19 protein-coding genes are annotated in these 18,533 nt (G+C 38.8%); 3 read left to right on the top strand and 16 right to left on the bottom strand.

Features of this window, described 5'->3' with window-relative positions:
- Nucleotides 1-40 precede the first annotated feature (40 nt).
- From ACXACQ_RS05570 to prfA, 4 genes are read right to left on the bottom strand one after another with little or no spacing between them, the layout of a single operon-like run.
- Nucleotides 41-1,321, bottom strand: coding sequence for a DASH family cryptochrome (locus tag ACXACQ_RS05570; protein ID WP_474974945.1), 1,281 nt, complete (start codon nucleotides 1,319-1,321; stop codon nucleotides 41-43).
- Nucleotides 1,322-1,356: 35 nt separating this feature from the next.
- The gene (locus tag ACXACQ_RS05565) at nucleotides 1,357-1,779 is read right to left on the bottom strand and encodes a secondary thiamine-phosphate synthase enzyme YjbQ (RefSeq protein ID WP_474974944.1); all 423 of its coding nucleotides are present in this window, start codon (nucleotides 1,777-1,779) and stop codon (nucleotides 1,357-1,359) included.
- A complete protein-coding gene (locus ACXACQ_RS05560; RefSeq protein WP_474974943.1) occupies nucleotides 1,779-3,188 on the bottom strand; it encodes a right-handed parallel beta-helix repeat-containing protein in 1,410 nt (469 codons plus the stop codon). Before ACXACQ_RS05560 ends, ACXACQ_RS05565 begins: the two co-directional genes overlap by 1 nt.
- Nucleotides 3,189-3,224: 36 nt before the next feature.
- Nucleotides 3,225-4,292 (bottom strand): peptide chain release factor 1, encoded by a 1,068-nt coding sequence (prfA, locus tag ACXACQ_RS05555; RefSeq protein WP_474974942.1) that lies wholly within the window; start codon nucleotides 4,290-4,292, stop codon nucleotides 3,225-3,227.
- A 90-nt stretch (nucleotides 4,293-4,382) separates the two neighbouring features.
- Between prfA and ACXACQ_RS05550 the strand changes: the two genes are divergently transcribed.
- On the top strand, nucleotides 4,383-4,832 hold the full coding sequence (locus tag ACXACQ_RS05550; RefSeq protein ID WP_474974941.1) for a hypothetical protein: 450 nt from the start codon (nucleotides 4,383-4,385) through the stop codon (nucleotides 4,830-4,832).
- 4 nt (nucleotides 4,833-4,836) lie between these two features.
- Here the strand turns inward: ACXACQ_RS05550 and ACXACQ_RS05545 are convergent, their stop codons facing one another.
- Both ACXACQ_RS05545 and ACXACQ_RS05540 read right to left on the bottom strand, forming a co-directional pair.
- On the bottom strand, nucleotides 4,837-5,070 hold the full coding sequence (locus ACXACQ_RS05545) for a Kazal-type serine protease inhibitor family protein (protein ID WP_474974940.1): 234 nt from the start codon (nucleotides 5,068-5,070) through the stop codon (nucleotides 4,837-4,839).
- 28 nt (nucleotides 5,071-5,098) lie between these two features.
- Nucleotides 5,099-5,659, bottom strand: a complete 561-nt coding sequence (locus tag ACXACQ_RS05540; protein ID WP_474974939.1) for a DNA-3-methyladenine glycosylase I — start codon at nucleotides 5,657-5,659, stop codon at nucleotides 5,099-5,101.
- A 246-nt stretch (nucleotides 5,660-5,905) separates the two neighbouring features.
- On the opposite strand from ACXACQ_RS05540, the gene ACXACQ_RS05535 reads away from it, so the two are divergent.
- Nucleotides 5,906-7,015, top strand: a complete 1,110-nt coding sequence (locus ACXACQ_RS05535) for a hypothetical protein (RefSeq protein WP_474974938.1) — start codon at nucleotides 5,906-5,908, stop codon at nucleotides 7,013-7,015.
- A 129-nt stretch (nucleotides 7,016-7,144) separates the two neighbouring features.
- Nucleotides 7,145-7,549, top strand: a complete 405-nt coding sequence (locus tag ACXACQ_RS05530) for a VOC family protein (RefSeq protein WP_474974937.1) — start codon at nucleotides 7,145-7,147, stop codon at nucleotides 7,547-7,549.
- Nucleotides 7,550-7,572: 23 nt separating this feature from the next.
- On the opposite strand, the gene ACXACQ_RS05525 is transcribed toward ACXACQ_RS05530, so the two are convergent.
- Genes ACXACQ_RS05525 through cobA form a run of 10 tightly spaced genes read right to left on the bottom strand, consistent with a single transcriptional unit; the run spans nucleotide 7,573 to nucleotide 18,385 of the window.
- A complete protein-coding gene (locus tag ACXACQ_RS05525) occupies nucleotides 7,573-8,286 on the bottom strand; it encodes a hypothetical protein (RefSeq protein ID WP_474974936.1) in 714 nt (237 codons plus the stop codon).
- Complete coding sequence (locus tag ACXACQ_RS05520) at nucleotides 8,276-9,373, bottom strand: cobalt-precorrin-5B (C(1))-methyltransferase (protein WP_474974935.1); 1,098 nt, start codon at nucleotides 9,371-9,373, stop codon at nucleotides 8,276-8,278. The genes ACXACQ_RS05525 and ACXACQ_RS05520 overlap by 11 nt, the downstream gene beginning before the upstream one ends.
- Nucleotides 9,370-10,131, bottom strand: coding sequence for a precorrin-6A/cobalt-precorrin-6A reductase (locus ACXACQ_RS05515; RefSeq protein ID WP_474974934.1), 762 nt, complete (start codon nucleotides 10,129-10,131; stop codon nucleotides 9,370-9,372). Before ACXACQ_RS05515 ends, ACXACQ_RS05520 begins: the two co-directional genes overlap by 4 nt.
- Nucleotides 10,128-11,969: a precorrin-4 C(11)-methyltransferase gene (cobM, locus tag ACXACQ_RS05510; RefSeq protein ID WP_474974933.1), complete on the bottom strand. Its 1,842-nt coding sequence runs from the start codon at nucleotides 11,967-11,969 to the stop codon at nucleotides 10,128-10,130. Before cobM ends, ACXACQ_RS05515 begins: the two co-directional genes overlap by 4 nt.
- Complete coding sequence (gene cbiE / locus ACXACQ_RS05505; protein ID WP_474974932.1) at nucleotides 11,966-13,168, bottom strand: precorrin-6y C5,15-methyltransferase (decarboxylating) subunit CbiE; 1,203 nt, start codon at nucleotides 13,166-13,168, stop codon at nucleotides 11,966-11,968. Before cbiE ends, cobM begins: the two co-directional genes overlap by 4 nt.
- A complete protein-coding gene (gene bluB, locus ACXACQ_RS05500; protein WP_474974931.1) occupies nucleotides 13,165-13,809 on the bottom strand; it encodes a 5,6-dimethylbenzimidazole synthase in 645 nt (214 codons plus the stop codon). The genes cbiE and bluB overlap by 4 nt, the downstream gene beginning before the upstream one ends.
- Nucleotides 13,796-15,202, bottom strand: coding sequence for a precorrin-3B C(17)-methyltransferase (gene cobJ / locus ACXACQ_RS05495; protein ID WP_474974930.1), 1,407 nt, complete (start codon nucleotides 15,200-15,202; stop codon nucleotides 13,796-13,798). The genes bluB and cobJ overlap by 14 nt, the downstream gene beginning before the upstream one ends.
- Nucleotides 15,199-15,900, bottom strand: coding sequence for a precorrin-2 C(20)-methyltransferase (cobI, locus tag ACXACQ_RS05490; protein ID WP_474974929.1), 702 nt, complete (start codon nucleotides 15,898-15,900; stop codon nucleotides 15,199-15,201). Before cobI ends, cobJ begins: the two co-directional genes overlap by 4 nt.
- Nucleotides 15,900-16,832 (bottom strand): sirohydrochlorin chelatase, encoded by a 933-nt coding sequence (locus ACXACQ_RS05485; RefSeq protein WP_474974928.1) that lies wholly within the window; start codon nucleotides 16,830-16,832, stop codon nucleotides 15,900-15,902. Before ACXACQ_RS05485 ends, cobI begins: the two co-directional genes overlap by 1 nt.
- Nucleotides 16,832-18,385 (bottom strand): uroporphyrinogen-III C-methyltransferase, encoded by a 1,554-nt coding sequence (cobA, locus tag ACXACQ_RS05480; protein WP_474974927.1) that lies wholly within the window; start codon nucleotides 18,383-18,385, stop codon nucleotides 16,832-16,834. Before cobA ends, ACXACQ_RS05485 begins: the two co-directional genes overlap by 1 nt.
- Nucleotides 18,386-18,533: the final 148 nt, after the last annotated feature.

Raw genomic sequence — 18,533 nt, 5'->3', positions numbered from 1 at the left:
TTTAATAATTACGTGAGCAAGAAGCAAATAAGTCGTAATGCTACCCCCATTTGCGTACAAACACGCCATTAGGATCATACTTTTGGCTTTGCCATTGCACATCAAAATGCCTGCCTTTGCGAGGATCGTTACCTACCCCTGCAATGTACGCCCAGTTAAGCCAATTGCTAGAAGGATCATAATCAATAAGCCTATTTTGAAACCATGCCGCACCCCATGTCCAATTCACCTCTAGTTCATTTATGAGGTAGCTAGCTGCAATTTGTCTGCCGCGATTAGACATATACCCAGTATGCATCAACTCTTTCATACAGGCATCAATAAAAGGCTGACCGGTTTCTCCTAATCTCCATTTCAAAAAAAGATTTGGATCATTATTCATTCGAAGCTGATTGGAAGAAAAACCATGCTTTAAAAAGATTTTATTACCATGTTTTTTGGTCATGATTTTAAAAAAGTCCCTCCAAAGTAATTCGAAAATAAGCCAGTAAGTAGATTCATTCTTAACCTTCTGAGCTTCGTACTTTTTAACTTCGTGATAAACCTGACGAGAAGAAATAGCCCCAACAGCTAACCAAGCAGACAACCGAGATGAATAATCAGGGCCTTCCAATTCATTCCTTGTGTTTTTATAATTGGCAACTTTACCAGAATCCCAGAGGTAATACTTCAATCGTTTTTCAGCTGCATCTGCACCCCCTGTAAATTTAAAGTCAGCCCTAGCATCACAGACTTCAACATCAATGCCTAAATCAGAAGCTGCCGGTATTGATGTTGGAGACGGCCATTTACCAAAAGACACATCACACGTTTCTAAATCGGAAACACGCCACGCTTTCTCCACGCTTTTTCTAAACGTAGTAAATTGATCTGGCACATTTTCAACCGCAAATGGTAATTGATGGATTTCAACTAGCGTACTTTGCTCAATCAGATGAAGTTGGATATCAAATTGCTTTAAAGCTACAGTTGTTTTTGCTTGCACTGCCTTTTCATCAAAAGCATCTTCTGCAGTTGCATATACATTTGTAATTTGATTATCACGAGTAATTTGAGGAATAATAATTTCGGGCTCACCAATTTTGACAATGATGTTTCCTCCTTTAGCTGCAATCTTTTCTCGCAACTCTAAGAGGCTCTCCGCCACAAATTGAAACTTGTAGCCCCCTAAATTAGAAAAGCCCAGCTTATGTTGGCCCCACTCTCTAGGATCGAAAATGTAAAGCGCCAATACCTTGTCCGCATCTTTACAGGCAGCGTTTAAGGTAAGATTATAGGTTAATCGAAGGTCATTTTTAAACCAAACTAGTGACTTTTTCATACTTTGAAAACGCCATCATAGTCTATTAAGTTATTTTAAATACCCATGGCAGTAACAACTACATTGCGGCTGCCTCCATAATCTCGGTGCTCGCAAAGGTAAATCCCTTGCCAAACGCCTAAGTTCAATTCTCCATTAGTAATAGGAACAGACACTGTAGCCCCCAACAAAGAAGCCTTAATGTGAGCCGGCATATCATCTGATCCCTCCAAGGTGTGTTTATAATATGGCATATTTTCAGGCACCATCTCATTAAAATGAGATTCGAAATCAACTCTTACCGTAGGATCAGCATTTTCATTTATAGATAAGCTGGCTGAAGTATGTTTAATAAATACCTGTAAAGTACCTATGTTAATATGCTTTATTTCGGGCATAGCCCCGTCTATCTCATGAGTGATAAGATGAAAGCCTCTACTTCTGGGTTTCAGTTTAATCTCCTTCTGAAAAATATGCATTATTCCTTTTCTATTCTTTCAAAAGCCCCAAGGTCTGGTGTATTATCTCTGTCCTTACCATCATGATCGGTAAGTATAGTAGTAGCAATACCGGCATCTTTAGCTACTGACAAAGTATCTAAATTAAAGTCATAATCACTGGGGTTGATAAACCTTGGATCTTCATTTAAAATATTGCCGTTTACATCTAATGATTCATCTTCCGTTCTTATCAAATTATTATTCATAGCTATAGAAAAAGCAGCTCCTCCGCCATTGTTAATGACTAACTCACTACGTAGACTTCCCCAAATAATTGAATTCACCAATTCTACGTTAAGGTCATCAACCAACAATTGGCCTTGCCCGATTACTAAATTATCGGCAAGTACCACTGAGGGATCTTCTCTAAAAAAATCAAAAGAATAATTAGCAAAGGTGCAGTGATTATATTGATAATTGCCACCGGCATAATTACCCAAAGCGTTAATAGCACAATTATTAATGAGGGTATTACACATGTACAAATCAGAGGTAATGGCAAGTACTCCATAACCGGGCATTACTACTCCTCCTGAAATCGGTATTTCGGCTACGCCTCCAATATTTTCGATAGTGCTATTGGCCACAATTAAATCAGCTTCATTGTCATCATCAGGCGTGCCTAGGTAAATACCTACTTCAGCATTTCGAATGTCAGCATAATTGAAGCTATTACTTTTACTCCCTTCCAAAAAGATAATTCCTCCCCATTGCCCCGGTGTATTTTTGTAGTCTAACCTATCGTTCTGGAAAAGTATGCGATTTTCTGCAGTACCATTGGCCAAAATGGTGCCTTGAACAAAAATATAAGACCCATTGTGAGAGTAAATTTTGGTACCGGGCTCAATAGTTAGTGAGCATAATGAATCAATAAGCACAGAGTTGTATATAACATACGGCTTGTCTGCTGTCCACACACTGTTACAAGCCAACACAGAATCTCTAAGAAAGTGTGCATCTTGCCCCCAAGAAACCAGTTTTACATCTTGTTTATTATTATTGGTTTCAAAATTTATCTGATCATCAACAATAAAAGGTAAGTTCTCGTCTGATGGATTGATAGTAACCTCTACCAAAACCAACATACTGTCTTTACCGAGAAGCCTAACATTTTCAAAAGCATCTCCTTCATCTCCATTAATATAGATTGTGTAAGGACTGTTGGCTTGGTTTAAAGTAATTTTACTGATCTCTACTGCCTTATCGTTATCGTTAAATACTTTCAGTCTTTGGGTAATGCTACCTACAGATGTAAACAAAGTATCAAAAAAAACAGTGTCCTGCGAGAACCTTAAGGCAGCAGAACTATCATTAGTAATTTTCTCCTCTTCGGGTGTACAAGCCCAAAAAGCAGCCAATAAGACAAGAGAGAGACAGAGGTATTTCAAAATATACTTTATAAACTATTACGGATTATTTTTATATCAAGCTCCTTCTTTCATTTTCTCGGCACTTTCGGCCAACTGAAGTTGCTCAATAAATTCATCTATTTCACCATCCATAACAGAAGGTAAATTATGTTGGCTGTAGTTTATTCTATGATCTGTAACACGGCTCTGAGGATAGTTATAAGTTCTAATTTTATCAGAACGGTCACCACTACCTACCATAGATTTTCTCTGCGCACCAACGGCTTCATTATGTTTGGCTAATTCTATTTCATAAATTCTGGATCTTAAAACCTTGAGGGCTTTTTCGAAGTTTTTAATCTGCGATTTCTGATCTTGACATGAAACCACTATTCCGGTAGGTCCATGAGTAAGCCTTACTGCAGAGTAAGTTGTATTTACTGACTGACCTCCAGGACCTGAAGAACAGAATGTATCTTTACGTACATCGTTCATGTCAATATCTACTTCCACTTCATCCATTTCAGGTAAAACGGCAACAGTAGCTGCTGAAGTATGTACACGACCCTGAGTTTCTGTTTGCGGCACCCTTTGTACACGGTGAACACCCGACTCAAATTTTAATGTACCGTATGCATCACTTCCAGAAACAGTACTTACTATTTCTTTATATCCACCACTGGTACCTTCGGTAAGGTCTAACACAGTGAGGTTAAGGCCATTTTTCTCACAATAACGTTGATACATCCTGAATAAGTCTCCTGCAAAAATAGCCGCTTCATCACCACCAGTACCCGCTCTTATCTCCAGAATAGCATCTTTATCGTCATTAGGGTCTTTAGGGATAAGCATCTTTTTCAATTCAGCCTCTAGCTCATCTCTTTTTGGCTCTAGCTCATCCAGCTCCATTTTAGCCATATCTCTAAACTCCTCATCCTTCTCTGTTTTTATTACTTCCTTAGCATTATCGATATTGGAAAGCACATCTTTATACTCATCGTATTTATTTACAATTTTCTCAAGGTCTTTATACTCCTTGCTCAATTGCGAATATTTTTTCATGTCAGACATTGCATCTGGCTGAACAATGAGCTGCCCTACTTCTACAAACCTGTCTTTTATTTCTTCTAACTTATGAATCATAACGATTATCCTATTATTACAACAAAATTAATAAAACCGCTACGATTAAGTTGTAGCTTTGCGAAATATTCACAAAAACACTATCATAATATGAGAATTTGCTTTTTTATAGCCTTGTGCACCATAATAGTTAGCTGTGATAATTCACTTTCTAACAAACAGAGAGCAGCCTTTAAAAAGGAAATGAATCAGCGAGAGATTAAGCAAGTAACAGAAGAGCAAGTGTTTGAACAAGCATTGGTTACGGGAAGAAAAATAGTAAAGACGCTAGAAGCGGACAGTATAGAAGCGGCTAATATGGCCAATGAAATGGATGCGCAGATTAGCAGAATAACAACCAAAGATGAAATAAAAGAACCTTTGGCAGAAAGAATTTGGGATGCATACCATTACGAGAACACCGATGTATCAATGCTTAATGATAATGTGCAAAAGAAAACGGATACTTTGATTTATTCTTCACCTATAATTAAAGAAGACACTTTAATGGGAATGTGGCTAATCAACATCCCCAAAAAAAGCATCATACTTGCTTTATAATATTTTAAGGTTTGTCAGGGCAAGCACCACCGGTCCATGAGGTAAGCCCTGCAGCTCCTGCCTCACATTTATTGCCATAGGTTTTGCCATCACACCCACACACAGGCATATACTCTTTGGTACACATTGTTTCTGCATTGATTTTACTTTCATCTATGCAGTCTTCCTGACCTTGAGATAGTTCTTGATGACAGCCAACTGTAAGACCTAATATGAATAAAAAGGCCAATTTTTTCATATACTATTTAATTTTAAAGGTTAAAGATTCACGAGTGATATTTGAAGCAATCAGTGGAGTGATCGTTTACCAATCCACATGCTTGCATATAAGCATACATAATAGTACTCCCTACAAATTTAAACCCTCGCTTTTTTAAGTCTTTGCTCAGGGCATCAGACTCTGGCGAAGTGGCTGGAGCTTCTTTATAGCTATTCCAGCTATTTTTTATGGGCTTATTGCCTACAAAATTCCAAATGTATTTATCAAAAGAGCCAAACTCTTGCTGCACTTTCAAAAAACACTTGGCATTATTCACTGCAGCATTTATCTTCAGTTTATTTCTTATAATGCCTGCATTATTTATTAATTCTGCAATTTTTTCATCGTTATACTGAGCCACCATTTTAGGGTCAAAATTAGAAAATGCTTCTCTATAGCTTTCTCTCTTTTTTAGCACGGTAGACCAACTCAGCCCAGCCTGCGCTCCCTCCAAAATTAAAAACTCAAAATGCACCTGATCATCATGTACAGGCACTCCCCATTCATTATCATGATAGCTAATATACTCATCAAATTGCCCCTCGGCCCATCCACATCTTACTGGCATTGCGATAAAACTGTTTAAAACTACTTCAGGTTAACTATAAGAGCTTGTAATATAATGGAAATCGATGACTTTAGCATTACGAAATAACTGAGTAAAATCTCACACACTGATTATAATATTCCATGAACCGTGGAATTACTGGGACACCCCTAAATGCATTTGCCTCCATTTTGAGCCGTTTTGCGCTTTGCATGATTTTTTCTCTGGTCTTGAAGTAATCTAACTCAAATACAAAATTTAAGACTTATGAAATTTAAATACTTAGCATATCTATTTATTGGCTTGGGTATATTTACTTCATGCTCCGATGACGGAGATGATGTGAATCCAGACGATGTTGACACCTCTCCAATTACGATCTCTTTCAGAGATACTAAGCAATCTGTAGCCGAAAATAATACTATCGGAACACGGGTATTTATTGACTTATCAAGACCTGCCTTTAAAGAAGAACACTTCACCGTAAAAGTAGAAACCCTAGAGGGAACTGCATATGGAAAAAAATATACTACTGACCCTGTAATCCAAAATGGGGATGAAATGGACTTTACTATACCTAAAGATAGTAGCTATATTGCTTTTCACATCATACCTGTAAACGATGACATCACTACAGATGATACAGAGTTAAAACTTACGATTACGAACTTATCTGATGGATTGGAGGCCGGAAACAACACCTCTTCAGCAATTACCATTAGAGAAGATGAGAATAAACAACTATTTGCTTATACCAGCTTTGAAGAGCCTAGCACTACTATAGATAAATTATACTATGATACTTACTCACCGCTAACAAACCATGATTTAGACAATCACCCCGATCAACCTACTGTAAACTACGTGTCGGTAGGCGAAGAAATTGGTTTCAAAGCTAGCTATATAAACACAAGAGATTCAGTTGGACTTACTGATGGAGATTATGTAGGTGTTACAAAAGCAACTGTATTAAACGGTGGATTCCCTGATGGAGATCATGGATATGAAATGAGTGACATTGATGGTAGAATGGTCTTAACATTTGACGCAGTAGACATTAGCCAGTATTTAAATGTAACAGTACAAGCCAGTATTTGGGTATATGATAGAAAAAATGATGGTGTAGAATATGATTACTACGATTACATTAACATGTATGTGATAGTAGATGGAGAGAAAATTCCAATTCTTGAAACCAACAAAGAAAAAGGAGATTATATAGATCAAACTTACCCTAACTTATTTAATAAATGGAACATTGTTTCGGGCGTAATCGAAGAACAACACTCAAGCGCTCAGTTGGTAATAGAAGTTGATAATAACTCTATAAATGAAATTGTATACTTCGATAATATTCAATTCTACGGAGTAAAATAACAAACCATTTCCTTGAAAATGAAAAGCTGCTCTAAACGGGCAGCTTTTTTTATTTTATACAGTATAAATTCTGGGAATATGCGCTATTAAAAGTTTGATACATTTTATAACTTAATAAAAAAAGACATCATGAATAGCGCGTTTAAACCTCAGAATTACAACTCACTATCCCCTTACCTTATAGTGGATGATGCTCCTCGATTAATAGAACTATTAACTTCCATTTTTGGCGCTCAGGAATTGAGGTGCTATACTAATGAAGAAAATAAGATAGCACATGCAGAATTGAAAATAGATGACTCCATCATAATGCTGAGTAACAGCACGGCTCATTATCCTTCAAATACTTCAATGCTTCATGTATATGTACCAGATGTAGAAAACACATTTAAAAAAGCTATTGAAGCTGGGTGTGAGGCCATTTCAACACCCGAAGTAAAAGAAAATGACCCTGACCAACGTGGAGCCTTCCTTGACTTTGCGGGTAATTACTGGGCCATAGGCACGCAGGTAAAAGAAGAAAGCATACATTAAAACATTGTAAAAGTGTAATGGCGTTACATATCCATTACACTTCTAAATATCCAATAGGCGCCTAATAAAATAGACATACTCCCTGCTGCGGCATTCATTACTTTAAAAACAACTAGATGCTTCTCGATAAATCTACTGGTGATAAATATCAGAGAATAGCTATAAACACCCATCGCTAACACAATACCTAGTGACTCTACCATTAATACCATCACTGCTTCGCCTATAGAATCTGCACTAATGACTAAAGCAGAAGTAAGCACGCCACCAGTACCTGCCAGCCCATGCAACAAACCTATATAAAACGACTTACTCAATGGGTTCATAGCAATTTCTTCACCTGATTTACCATGTAAATGAATAGGATTACTATCTGTATGGTCATGATCATCTATTTTCTTATGATTTTTCATTAAATCATTAATCTGATGATTTCTGCGGATAGCCACAATTCCAAGCCAGATCATTATTGGACCAAGAGAAACCTCTGCCCACCATGAAATATTATGTACGGCTAATTCCATGGTGCTCTTGAAAAATAGAGCGATTCCACCAAATAGTAACAGAGTAACTGAATGACCTAATGCCCACTGTGAAGCTTTGAAGACAGTGCTTAGCTTAGTTTTTTCACGGGTAATCGCCTTTTCTGCAGCTAATACAGAAACTGCCGTAACATGATCTGGCTCAAAAGAATGTAAAACCCCTGCCAGCAATGGCCGCATAATATTAGTAATCATAATTATGATATTTTATAAGTTCATTATCCTTACCAACTAGATATAAATCCAGCTGACATGTATTTAAAATGGAGCTACAGTTAGCAAAACAATGCTTCAATAGCATTTGATAAAAGCGTTCCTGCTCATTAAAATCAAAAATTTCTATCAGCCTCCCGGCTGTATTCAATGCAGTGATTTTTGTGGATATTTCTATGCCATATCCAGCTTGCTCCGCCATCTTCATCACAAACTCTTTATTCCAGCTGGCCACGCAACTATGGGTATCGGTTCTACCTTCGGCTAGTTTTACTGCCTTACCCAGCATTATGCCTATTGTTACTTTTTTAATGGGTGCACTAGCTATCTTCCTTAGCGTCTCCCCTATCCAATTTCCATAATGTATAAATGCTTGCTCAGGAGAATTGGGAAATAAAGAGCGCATAGCCTTTTCGCTACGGGCACCAGAATTAAGTACCAATTCAAAAATATTATTGGCAATGGCCACATCTACCCCCTGCTCTATACTAGCTATGTATGAAGATGATGAATACGGCTTTACTATTCCTGTTGTACCTAAAATGGATAAACCTCCCATGATGCCAACCCTTTCATTGAGTGTCCTTTTGGCTAAAGCCTCTCCATCTTTTACTCCTACAGTCACCTCTACTCCACATTCCATATCATAATCATGAAGCAACTTATTCAAGGCATTGGCAATCATTTTTCTGGGTACAGGGTTAATGGCTGGCTCCCCTACCTGCAGCTCCAACCCTGGCAGCGTAACTATACCAACTCCTTCTCCCCTCTTAAAAACCACCTCCTTCTCCTGTATTAATTTTATATAGCAAAATATCTCTGCACCATGCGTTACATCAGGGTCATCACCAGCATCTTTTATCACGCTGCAGTATGCCTCATGCTTGGAGAAGTTACAGGAATTAAGCTTCAGCGTCACCACTTTGTCTATGGGCAACTGCAAGCTTACATCTACAGCATTTTTTTGATTAAAAACTGACCATAAGGCAGCTTTAGCAGCGGCAGCAGCACATGTTCCGGTAGTATACCCTTCTCTTAACGGTCCTTTTGGTACAGCTCTCAAACTCATAATGAAAGTAGCTCATTAAGTTTAGCATACACCTCATCTGGTGTTTCGGCTATAAAATCGCTCATGGGAAGTGTTGGTCGCTTTATTATAATTATCGGCACCCCCGCCCTTAGTGCAGCCTCAATCTTCACATCCAGTTTACCCGTGAGACCGCTTTCTTTTGTAAGTACCACTTCTACTGCCTTACCTTTAATCAAATTATACTCTTCTTCCACTGTTTCAAACATATGTTCTTGAATCAGTTGATCTAGAGGAAAATCAGCATCAGCAGCCAACTGTACTGATGTTTTTCGTGGTAGCACCCTGAAGTAAGTAATATGGTTAACCCAGTATGAGGTAAGTGGTATGATAGATTGCACACCTGTTAGCGCCAACAAAATAGGATTGTTATAACCTGCCAAAACCTTGATGGCCTCATCATAATTACTTACATAATGGATTAACGGGTGTTGCCTTCGTAAAGGAAAACTTCTACTAACTCTTATTACAGGCACTTTCATGGCTAGAGAAACCGTAGAGACCATTTGATGTAGCTCCTCGGCAAACGGATGTGCTGCGTTTATAATTACTCTAACATCCTCCTCTTCTATAAGGTATTCCAAGTCATGCTCCGCTAGGGCGCCATGCCGCTGTGTACCTGCTTGCACCTCATAAAACTCCACTTTAGTTTTAGTGGAGTAGATATATGGCAAACGATACTCCTCGAGCATATTCATAACGCTCTTGCCTTCGGTGGTGCCTCCAAGAACTAAAATCATGCCTTTACTAAATGCTTTTTGTGAGTTCTAAAAATATGCTCCCAGTCATGACTATAGAGCTGCGACCTATTTTTTCTAGCTCCAATGGCCTTACCCACTATAATGAGTACTGTTCTTGTTTTCTTACTTTTTTTAATTATTTCTGCCAAGTTTTCGAGCTTACCTGTATACACTTCTTCATCCTTCCAAGTAAGTCTGTATAATACTGCCACAGGAGTATCAGGCGCATAATGCTCTAATAACTGTGCTTCTACTTTTTTAGCAATACCTGCACTAAGGAAAAGGCACATAGTTGCCTGAATACGTGCCATTTCATTAATTTTTTCAGCCGCAGGCATAGGCGTTTTTCCCTCTCCTCTTGTAAGTACTATTGTCTGTACCTCTTCAGGTATAGTAAATTCTGATTTCAGCACGGCAGCCGCAGCGTTAAAAGACGAAATTCCTGGCACTATGTAGTAATCCATACCTAATTCATCCATTACAGACATCTGCTCTTGAATAGCTCCATAAATTGAAGGATCACCTGAATGCAACCTCACTATGCTATGCCCCTTTTCATAATGCGTTTTCATTAAATCAATCTGCTCCTCTAAAGTCATAGAGGCGGAGTTTCTTACTACAGCACCTTCTTGGCACCAATTGAGCATTTCTTCAGGAATTAAACTCCCTGCATACAATACACAGTCCGCATTTTCTAATAGGGCCTTGCCTTTTACTGTAACCAATTCCTCATCTCCAGGCCCTGCACCTACTATAGCTATACTAGATTTCCGCTCCGCAGTGGCTGTCAGAGCAATAGCATAGGTAAACTTCTCACCGTTTTCCAACAGCACTTTTTGCTTTTCAATAAGCAAATGATCGTTGCCAGACAACAGCAATGCTACTGCCTCAGAGACACCATCAACGCCAATCTTTTCTTTCACCACATCGCTCGGATTAGGCACCTCTACTCGATTTAATTCTTCAGCAGTAAAAGTGGTAAAGGGAAACTTTTCTGTTTTGGCCAAATGCAGGTAGGCAGATTGCTTTGCCTTAATATCTATAGAACCAAAGCCAGCTAATGCTTCAAAGGCCAAACCCTGAGCAACAAATGAATCCTTTAATTGATTTACGAAAACATCATTTGTTAATTCTTTACTACAGCCGCTACCCAAGTGAAGTACCGGTGGGTAAAATGACAGTTGAGGAATATTATAATTAGTTTTTCGATAACCAATGTAAATAAGTAACTCATACTTATCTACAACGACATCTTTTTCACTGTAAAACACCGAAACAAACTCTGGTGCACTTTCAATTAGCTTTTCGGTCTCCTTGGTTTTAACTTCAACCAATAAAGCTGTAGGCTTATTATTCACAAATAAAGCTACCAGCTCATTCATTGGGTATGCACTATGCTGCTTCCACCCCAATTGGCGGCCTAGCGTATCTAATGCCCAAATGTCCTGCAGATCACTAGAAGTAGAAATTATAGCATTTCCTCCTGTAATTGAGCTAATTTTCTTAGCCAATATATTGGCTTCACCAACATGCCCGCTGAGTACCGATTGCACATTTAGGCCATGATCATCTACCGTAACTACTGCCGGATCAGTGTATTTATCTTTTATAAAAGGAGCAATCAACCGAACACAAATCCCTAATGAAGAGATAAATATTAACTTATCTGCTTTATGAAAATAATCATTTAAGAAGTCGGTAAAGTTGTCAACTTGCGACACATGCTCCTCGCCAGTTTGCCTGGTCGTAACCAGGAGCGATTTCGGGAATTCCTTTTGGATCGTTTTTCCCAAAATAATTGCCTTATCACTGGTAGCTATAATTACGGTCTTTTTCATGGTTTACGTGCAGATATTATTTTTATAGGGTTGTGATCATTCAGAAGTATGGTTGTCATTTCTAAATGGTCATACCCCAGAGAGTTTATGGTTGATTCAAAAACGGATTGAGATTTTTCTGTTACAGTGTTCATTGCCACTAGTGCTGTATTTGGCAAATATTCATCTAATATCAGTAACATTTCTTTTAACCTATTCCCATGCCCACCAACAAACACCACACTAGGTATAGGCATAGCAGACATGTCTAATTCAAAAAAATCATTGATATAAATTTCTACACCTACAGCATGGTGCATTTTTATATTTTGCTTTAATATCTCCTCACATTCAGGCCTTTTTTCTATGGCTATTACCTGTAAAGAGGGGTATTGCCTTTTTGCTTCAATAGCAATACTTCCTGTGCAAGAACCAATATCCCAAAAACAAGAATGCTGGTGCAGCTCTAGGCGACTAATTGTAGCAAGGCGTATTTCTTTTTTAGTGATCATGCCCGGCCTTCCTTTGAGCGTTACAAAGTCAGCATCAGAAATGCCTAACTCTAACGGGCGGGAACTTTGCCTGATTAAAATAACGCAATTCAAATCAGCGGCCTCATAGTTTACAGCTTCGGCCAAAGTAAACTGACCTATTTGTTCCTTTTCACCATCCAACTCCTCACCAATAATCATGGAATAATTATCAAAACCATAATCAATCATACGCTGAGCTATTAGAGCAGGACTGTGTGCTTTATCTGTAAGAAGCCCTATAAGAGCCGTATTACCCAATAGTGCCTCATCAAATTTCTCCCATGATCTTCCGTGTAGACTCACTGTGTTTAACGAAGAATAGTCTAGCTGGAATTTATTACTCAAAAGCTGCAAGCAATTAAAATACGGATATGAATATAAACGAGCCTGTGGCAAAAGTCTTTTTAATGTGTTTCCGAAACCAAAAAAGAAAGGATCGCCACTAACAAACACAACCGCTTGGCTGTGTTTCCACAATTCATCCGCCACAACCTGCATTTTACCTTGTATAGTAATCCAAATATGGTCTTCGGGCAAGAGGTGCTTTACTAACTCATGATGCCTCTTGCCTCCACAAAACACACTACAATCAGCAATCACATGCAGCAGGTCTGGGTGAAGATTTGCTGGGTTACGGTTTCCTAACCCCACCAAATAATAGTTAATATTTTCGGTAGAGGTAATCATCCATTGTACTTATTGTAGAACAATACTTCTTTTAACTTTTTACGCTGCTCCCACTTCTTCATCTCTAACTCGGGTATGGGCAAAAATTCATTTACATACCCCAGACACAAGTAGCCAACTAACTGGTTTTGATCAGGAGCCTTCAATATTTTTTTTACCTTTTCAGGATCAATAATACTGACCCACCCCATACCAATATTTAATGCACGCGCCATGAGCCACATATTTTGAATAGCGCACACCACGCTAAAAACCCCAGCTTCCTTCATAGTAGTTTGACCTAAAACGGCACTCTCCGATGGCTTATAAAAAACAGCAATGTTTACAGGAGACTCCATTATACCCTCCAACTTCATAGCGCTATAAAGGTCCTTTCTATCCGCTCCAAATTGAGTTTTAGCTTTTTCATTTTCTTGCTCAAAGCTTTCTTTAATCTGCAGCTTAGTTTCAGGATCCTGAATGACCACATACTCCCAAGGTTGGCTAAAACCAACGGATGGGGCATTGATGCCAGCCATTAATATTTCTTCCAGCTTTTCTTCTTCAATAGGATCATTCAAAAACCTATTCCCCCGCACATCTCTTCGAGAAACCATAATCTCTCGAAGCAGCTGGCTTTCTTCTTCACTAAATATTTTCATGCTCCACTACGTTTTTTGAAAAATAATCGGCTGCCTGAGGTAGAGTATAAGCCGCATTAACAATGGCAGCTGCCACATTACTCCCTCCTCTATTACCAGTTATTATTACTTGATCTACATCTGCCTGCTTAAGCTGAGCTTTGCTCTCTACCACATTCACAAACCCAACGGGCACGCCAATAATGCCTACAGGTTTAAAATCAGGGTTGCGCTGCAACTCATCGGTAAGTTCCATCAGAGCCGTGGGGGCATTTCCAACTACATACAAAGCATTGGGCAATAGCTTAGCAGCCTTTTTTATTCCAGCCTGAGTTCTGGTCAAGTTACTTTCTTCTGCATCCCTTTTTGCCTCTTCATCATTCAAAAAACAATGAATGGTATTACCATACTTTTCGCTAAAAGCTTTTGTTATCCCAGACTTCACCATAGTTACATCAGTTACTATGTCTCCACCATCAAGTAAGTATTGATACCATTTTTCTATTGCTCCTTCAGTAGCTTCATATGTTTTATAATCTTCGATGAGCCCAGTAGTATGTATTACCCTTGTAATGGCCCATTTATCAGCCACGCTCAATGGAAGGTTTTGCAAATGTTCAGTAACTATCCTGAAGCTTTCTTGCTGAATTTCTTCTCCCGTATGCGGCTTTCTATTTAAATATCCTCTTGGGGTTACTAAATACTCTTTGTACTGATAAGTCTGAGAATTGCCTATCATCACCAAACTGAACATATCCACATCGGCAGGGTCAAGTTCTCCCAATGTGGTAATTTTAATATTTTCATCATCACGAGTAACCTGCCTCACTATGGCCACAGGTGTTTCAGCAGACCTTTCTTCTAAAAATATTTCCTTTAGTCTTCCTAGCTGCCAATATCTCTTTTTACTTCGTGGGTTATAAAGGCTAGTGACGAAATCACCCATAGCCGCAGCCCTTATCCTCTTTTCAATAGTACCCCATGGTGTCATAAGATCTGACAAAGAAATACAGCAAAAATCATGGCCTAACGGAGCCCCCAGCTTACTGCCAGCAGCCAAAAAAGCTGATACTCCTGGCAATGTTTCCAACAAGATGTCATCAGCAGCAGCATTATCCGATTTTGAGACCATTTCATAAACGATAGCCGCCATTGAATAAATACTGGCATCACCAGAACCTATTACTACCACATTATTTCCCGCTAGTGCTTTTTCAATAGCTACAGCCGCTCTTTCCTCCTCCTTACCCAAAGGCATAGCAATACATTCACAGCCATCAGCAAGGTAAGTACCGATAAACTGAAAATAATAATCGTAACCAATAACCACTTCGGCATGAGTGAGGGCTGAAGTCACCAATGGCAGAATATATGCATCGTTTCCTGGGCCAATACCAGCTACCGTTATTTTCATTTTTTTATTATCATTAATGAGAAATATGGTATCTCTCTATTTTTAATCTCTTTTAAATCTGTGCTTAGAAACTCACGATCAGTTCCTAACCTTTCTACGTAGTAGATTTGATAGTTCGTGCGACTTAAAACATTATAGATGTTATCAATAACCGAACGTATTTTCATGAGCACTATCGTATCATAATTTTCGAAACACTCTTTTAATTGCTCTTCATCCGCTATCCTGGCTGCTATAAAAATCTTATCACTTTGTAAGCTAAGTGGCACAGTATGCCGAGCTGCTGCGGCTATAAATGAGGTTACTCCAGGGATCACATTCACACTCATTTCATCATGTTTAAAGCGCCTCAATAAATACGAAAAGGAGCTATATGTACCTGCATCACCTTCCGTAACCACTACAATATTTTTTCCCTGAGAGTATCGCTTTTTAATCTCATTATAGACACCCTCATAGGTAGATTCCGCACTGGCTCTATTTAAATCCATTTTTAGGTAGAAGCCTTGCATTTTTTCAACAGAAAGGTCATAATGTTTTAATATAGATAAAGCATAACTATCCTTTTTTCCATCACTAAAAACCGAACCTGGGTAATATATTATATCCGCTTCCTGTAACGCCTTTAATCCTTTTAGGGTAATTAACTCGGGATCTCCCGGCCCCAACGAAACACCAGTAATCAAGCCCGTACCCATTATATACCTAATAGTTTTTTCACCTTTTTGACCACTCCAGCTTTCTCCCCTACTTTTTCATCTTCTTCAAACAAAACTCCTTTCACATTGAGGTGATGTCCAATTTGCTCCTGCCCTACTTGTTCTTCAAAACCAATAATTTGTTTTCTGTATTTACACATCTGACAGTTCATATTACCTGTGCCCTCTTGCACGTCTTTAAGCCTTTCATCAAAGGCCTGCAATATCAGTTCGTCAGTACCAAAAGATTTTGTATACACATAATCAAGGTTTGAACTAGCATTAAAATCATCTACTGACTGGTAAATTCGTTCTAATAAAATACCTGTGAAGAAAAAGAAAGGTATTACAATGGTTCTTTTAAAGCCTAGCTTATCTACCATCGCTAAGGATTCTGCCACAGTTGGATATGCAGTGCCGCTATAGCTGACAGTGGCAAACCCGTACCCCATTCCTTCCCAAAGCATGCTGCATAATTTATGCACATCAGAGTTGGAGTCAGGGTCAGTTGTACCTCTCCCCACTACCATTAGGCACGTCTCCTTTCTATCTACAAGACTGAGCTCTGCTTCTTTTTCGGAAAGTATTTTTTTGGACAAATCGAGCAAATACGAACTTACGCCCAAGTGCCTTCCCATTTTAATGGTCAAATCAGGGTAATAACTTTGTATAGTATTTAACTCGTAAGGGATATCATTTTTGGCATGCGAACCAGCAAATAATATTACCGGCAACGCATAAATTACCCTTACCCCCTTCTCATAAAGCCTTTCTACAGCTGCTTCATAGAGCGGATGATTAAACTCTAAAAAACCATAATCTACTTCATAATCATGATAACGCTCTTTTAAAAGCCCCACCAGTTCTTTAAAAGCTTCCGTTCCAGCTTTTCTTCTGGTTCCATGTCCGCAAAGTAATATTCCTTCTTTCATTATCTAATGGGTTTTACACCTATTAAAAACACTACAGGCATCGCCAAGTCAGCCTTTTCTACATCTTCTTGAATGTCTTTTAATGTACTCGTAAGCACCTGCTCATTCTCTCTGGAAACATTAGCTACAGCTGTGATCGGAATAGTATCATCCTCACACACCTCTATTAACTTAGGAATAAGTTTATCCAAACTTTTCATAGCCATATACACCGCTAAGGAATTTCCCGCCTTCAGCAATGCTGCTATACCATTTAATTGTTCATATGAATAATCAGCGGTATGAGCTGTACAAATCATAAACGCATTTGATTTGCCCCTTTCCGTTACCGGAATATTATTAAGGTTAGCCGCAGCCAGTGCCGCTGACAAACCTGGCACTATCTCAAAAGGAAGGTGGTGTGCTGTAAGGTATCTTGCCTCTTCTGCTGCACGCCCATATACATATGGATCTCCTGATTTCAACCTTACTACATTTCGCCCTTGCTTATAATGCAGGTGAAGTAATTCATTGATTCTATTCTGTCGGTCTTGCTGGTTAGACTTATCTGCAAACTTTCGCCCTACATAAATGAACTCGGCCTGAGGGTTAATGTCTAGAATTTCCTTAGAAACCAAGTTGTCATATAAAATAACCTCGGCATGCTCTACAGCCTCATACGCCCTCAAGGTAAGGCAGCCCATAGCCCCCGGCCCGGCCCCCACAATGGTTATTTTACCCGAATGCTGATTAGTAAAAAGCTCTTCAGGATTATTATATTTATACTGATAACCCAACAATTGTATAGACTTGCTGTTATCTATTATCTTGTACACGCCTCCAGTCTCTTCCTTAAAAACTGGCGGTGTAAGCCCTAAAATAGTAGCAGCTTTTTCATAATATGTTTTACGCTGAGGATGCTCACTGCAGCATACATTAAAAACCTCTCCGTAAACCTGCTTTTTAATTACAGAATGGATTATACCTATACAATCATCGAGGTGAACCAAGTTCACAGGAGCCAAACCATTACGTAAAGCTCTTTTTTCTGCCAAAAACTTTCCTGGATGTCGATCCGGACCAATGAGTCCTGCAAACCGCAGGATAGTTAGATTCTCATTGAAATGCTGTCTTAAAACCCTTTCCGCTTCAACCACAGCCTCTCCTGATTCTCGCTCTGGCTTTAGCGGCTCATTTTCTGTAATAGGTTGCTCACCATTGCCATAAACACTGGTTGAGCTGGTATAAATCACTTTGGTTTGTGATGATGTATTAGCAACAACCTGCCTGATCTGGCTAAGGTAATTTTCTTTTCCTTGCTGACTTATACGTGGAGGAGTACAAATAATCAAAACATTCGCATCATGCAAGAATGCTTCCCAATCACCTTTAATCTGATCCTTTTCTAAACTAATTCTTGTAACTCCAAAGGGAAAGTGGTTATAAGAAGACAACTTCTCAATGCTATGTACAGAACCCCTTATGCCATAGCCCTTTTTTTGTAAATATTGAGCCAAGGGTAGGCCAAGCCAGCCTAAACCTAATATGGAGATATGTGTAGTATTTGTTTCCATATTATTTATTGGTTATTACAAAGCATGTCGTATTTAGCTTGCAAAATGCTTTCTCTCTGTTCAAAACAGTTTAGGTTTAAGTATAAAAAAAATAGAAATGAAACTCAGGAAGGAAAAGGTACAATATCACCTTTGATGTAGCACTAGG

The sequence above is a fragment of the Fulvivirga sp. AWR4_260 genome (genome assembly GCF_056158185.1).
Note: the sequence above shows the minus strand (reverse complement) of the source record. Positions and strands in the feature narration are given on the sequence as shown.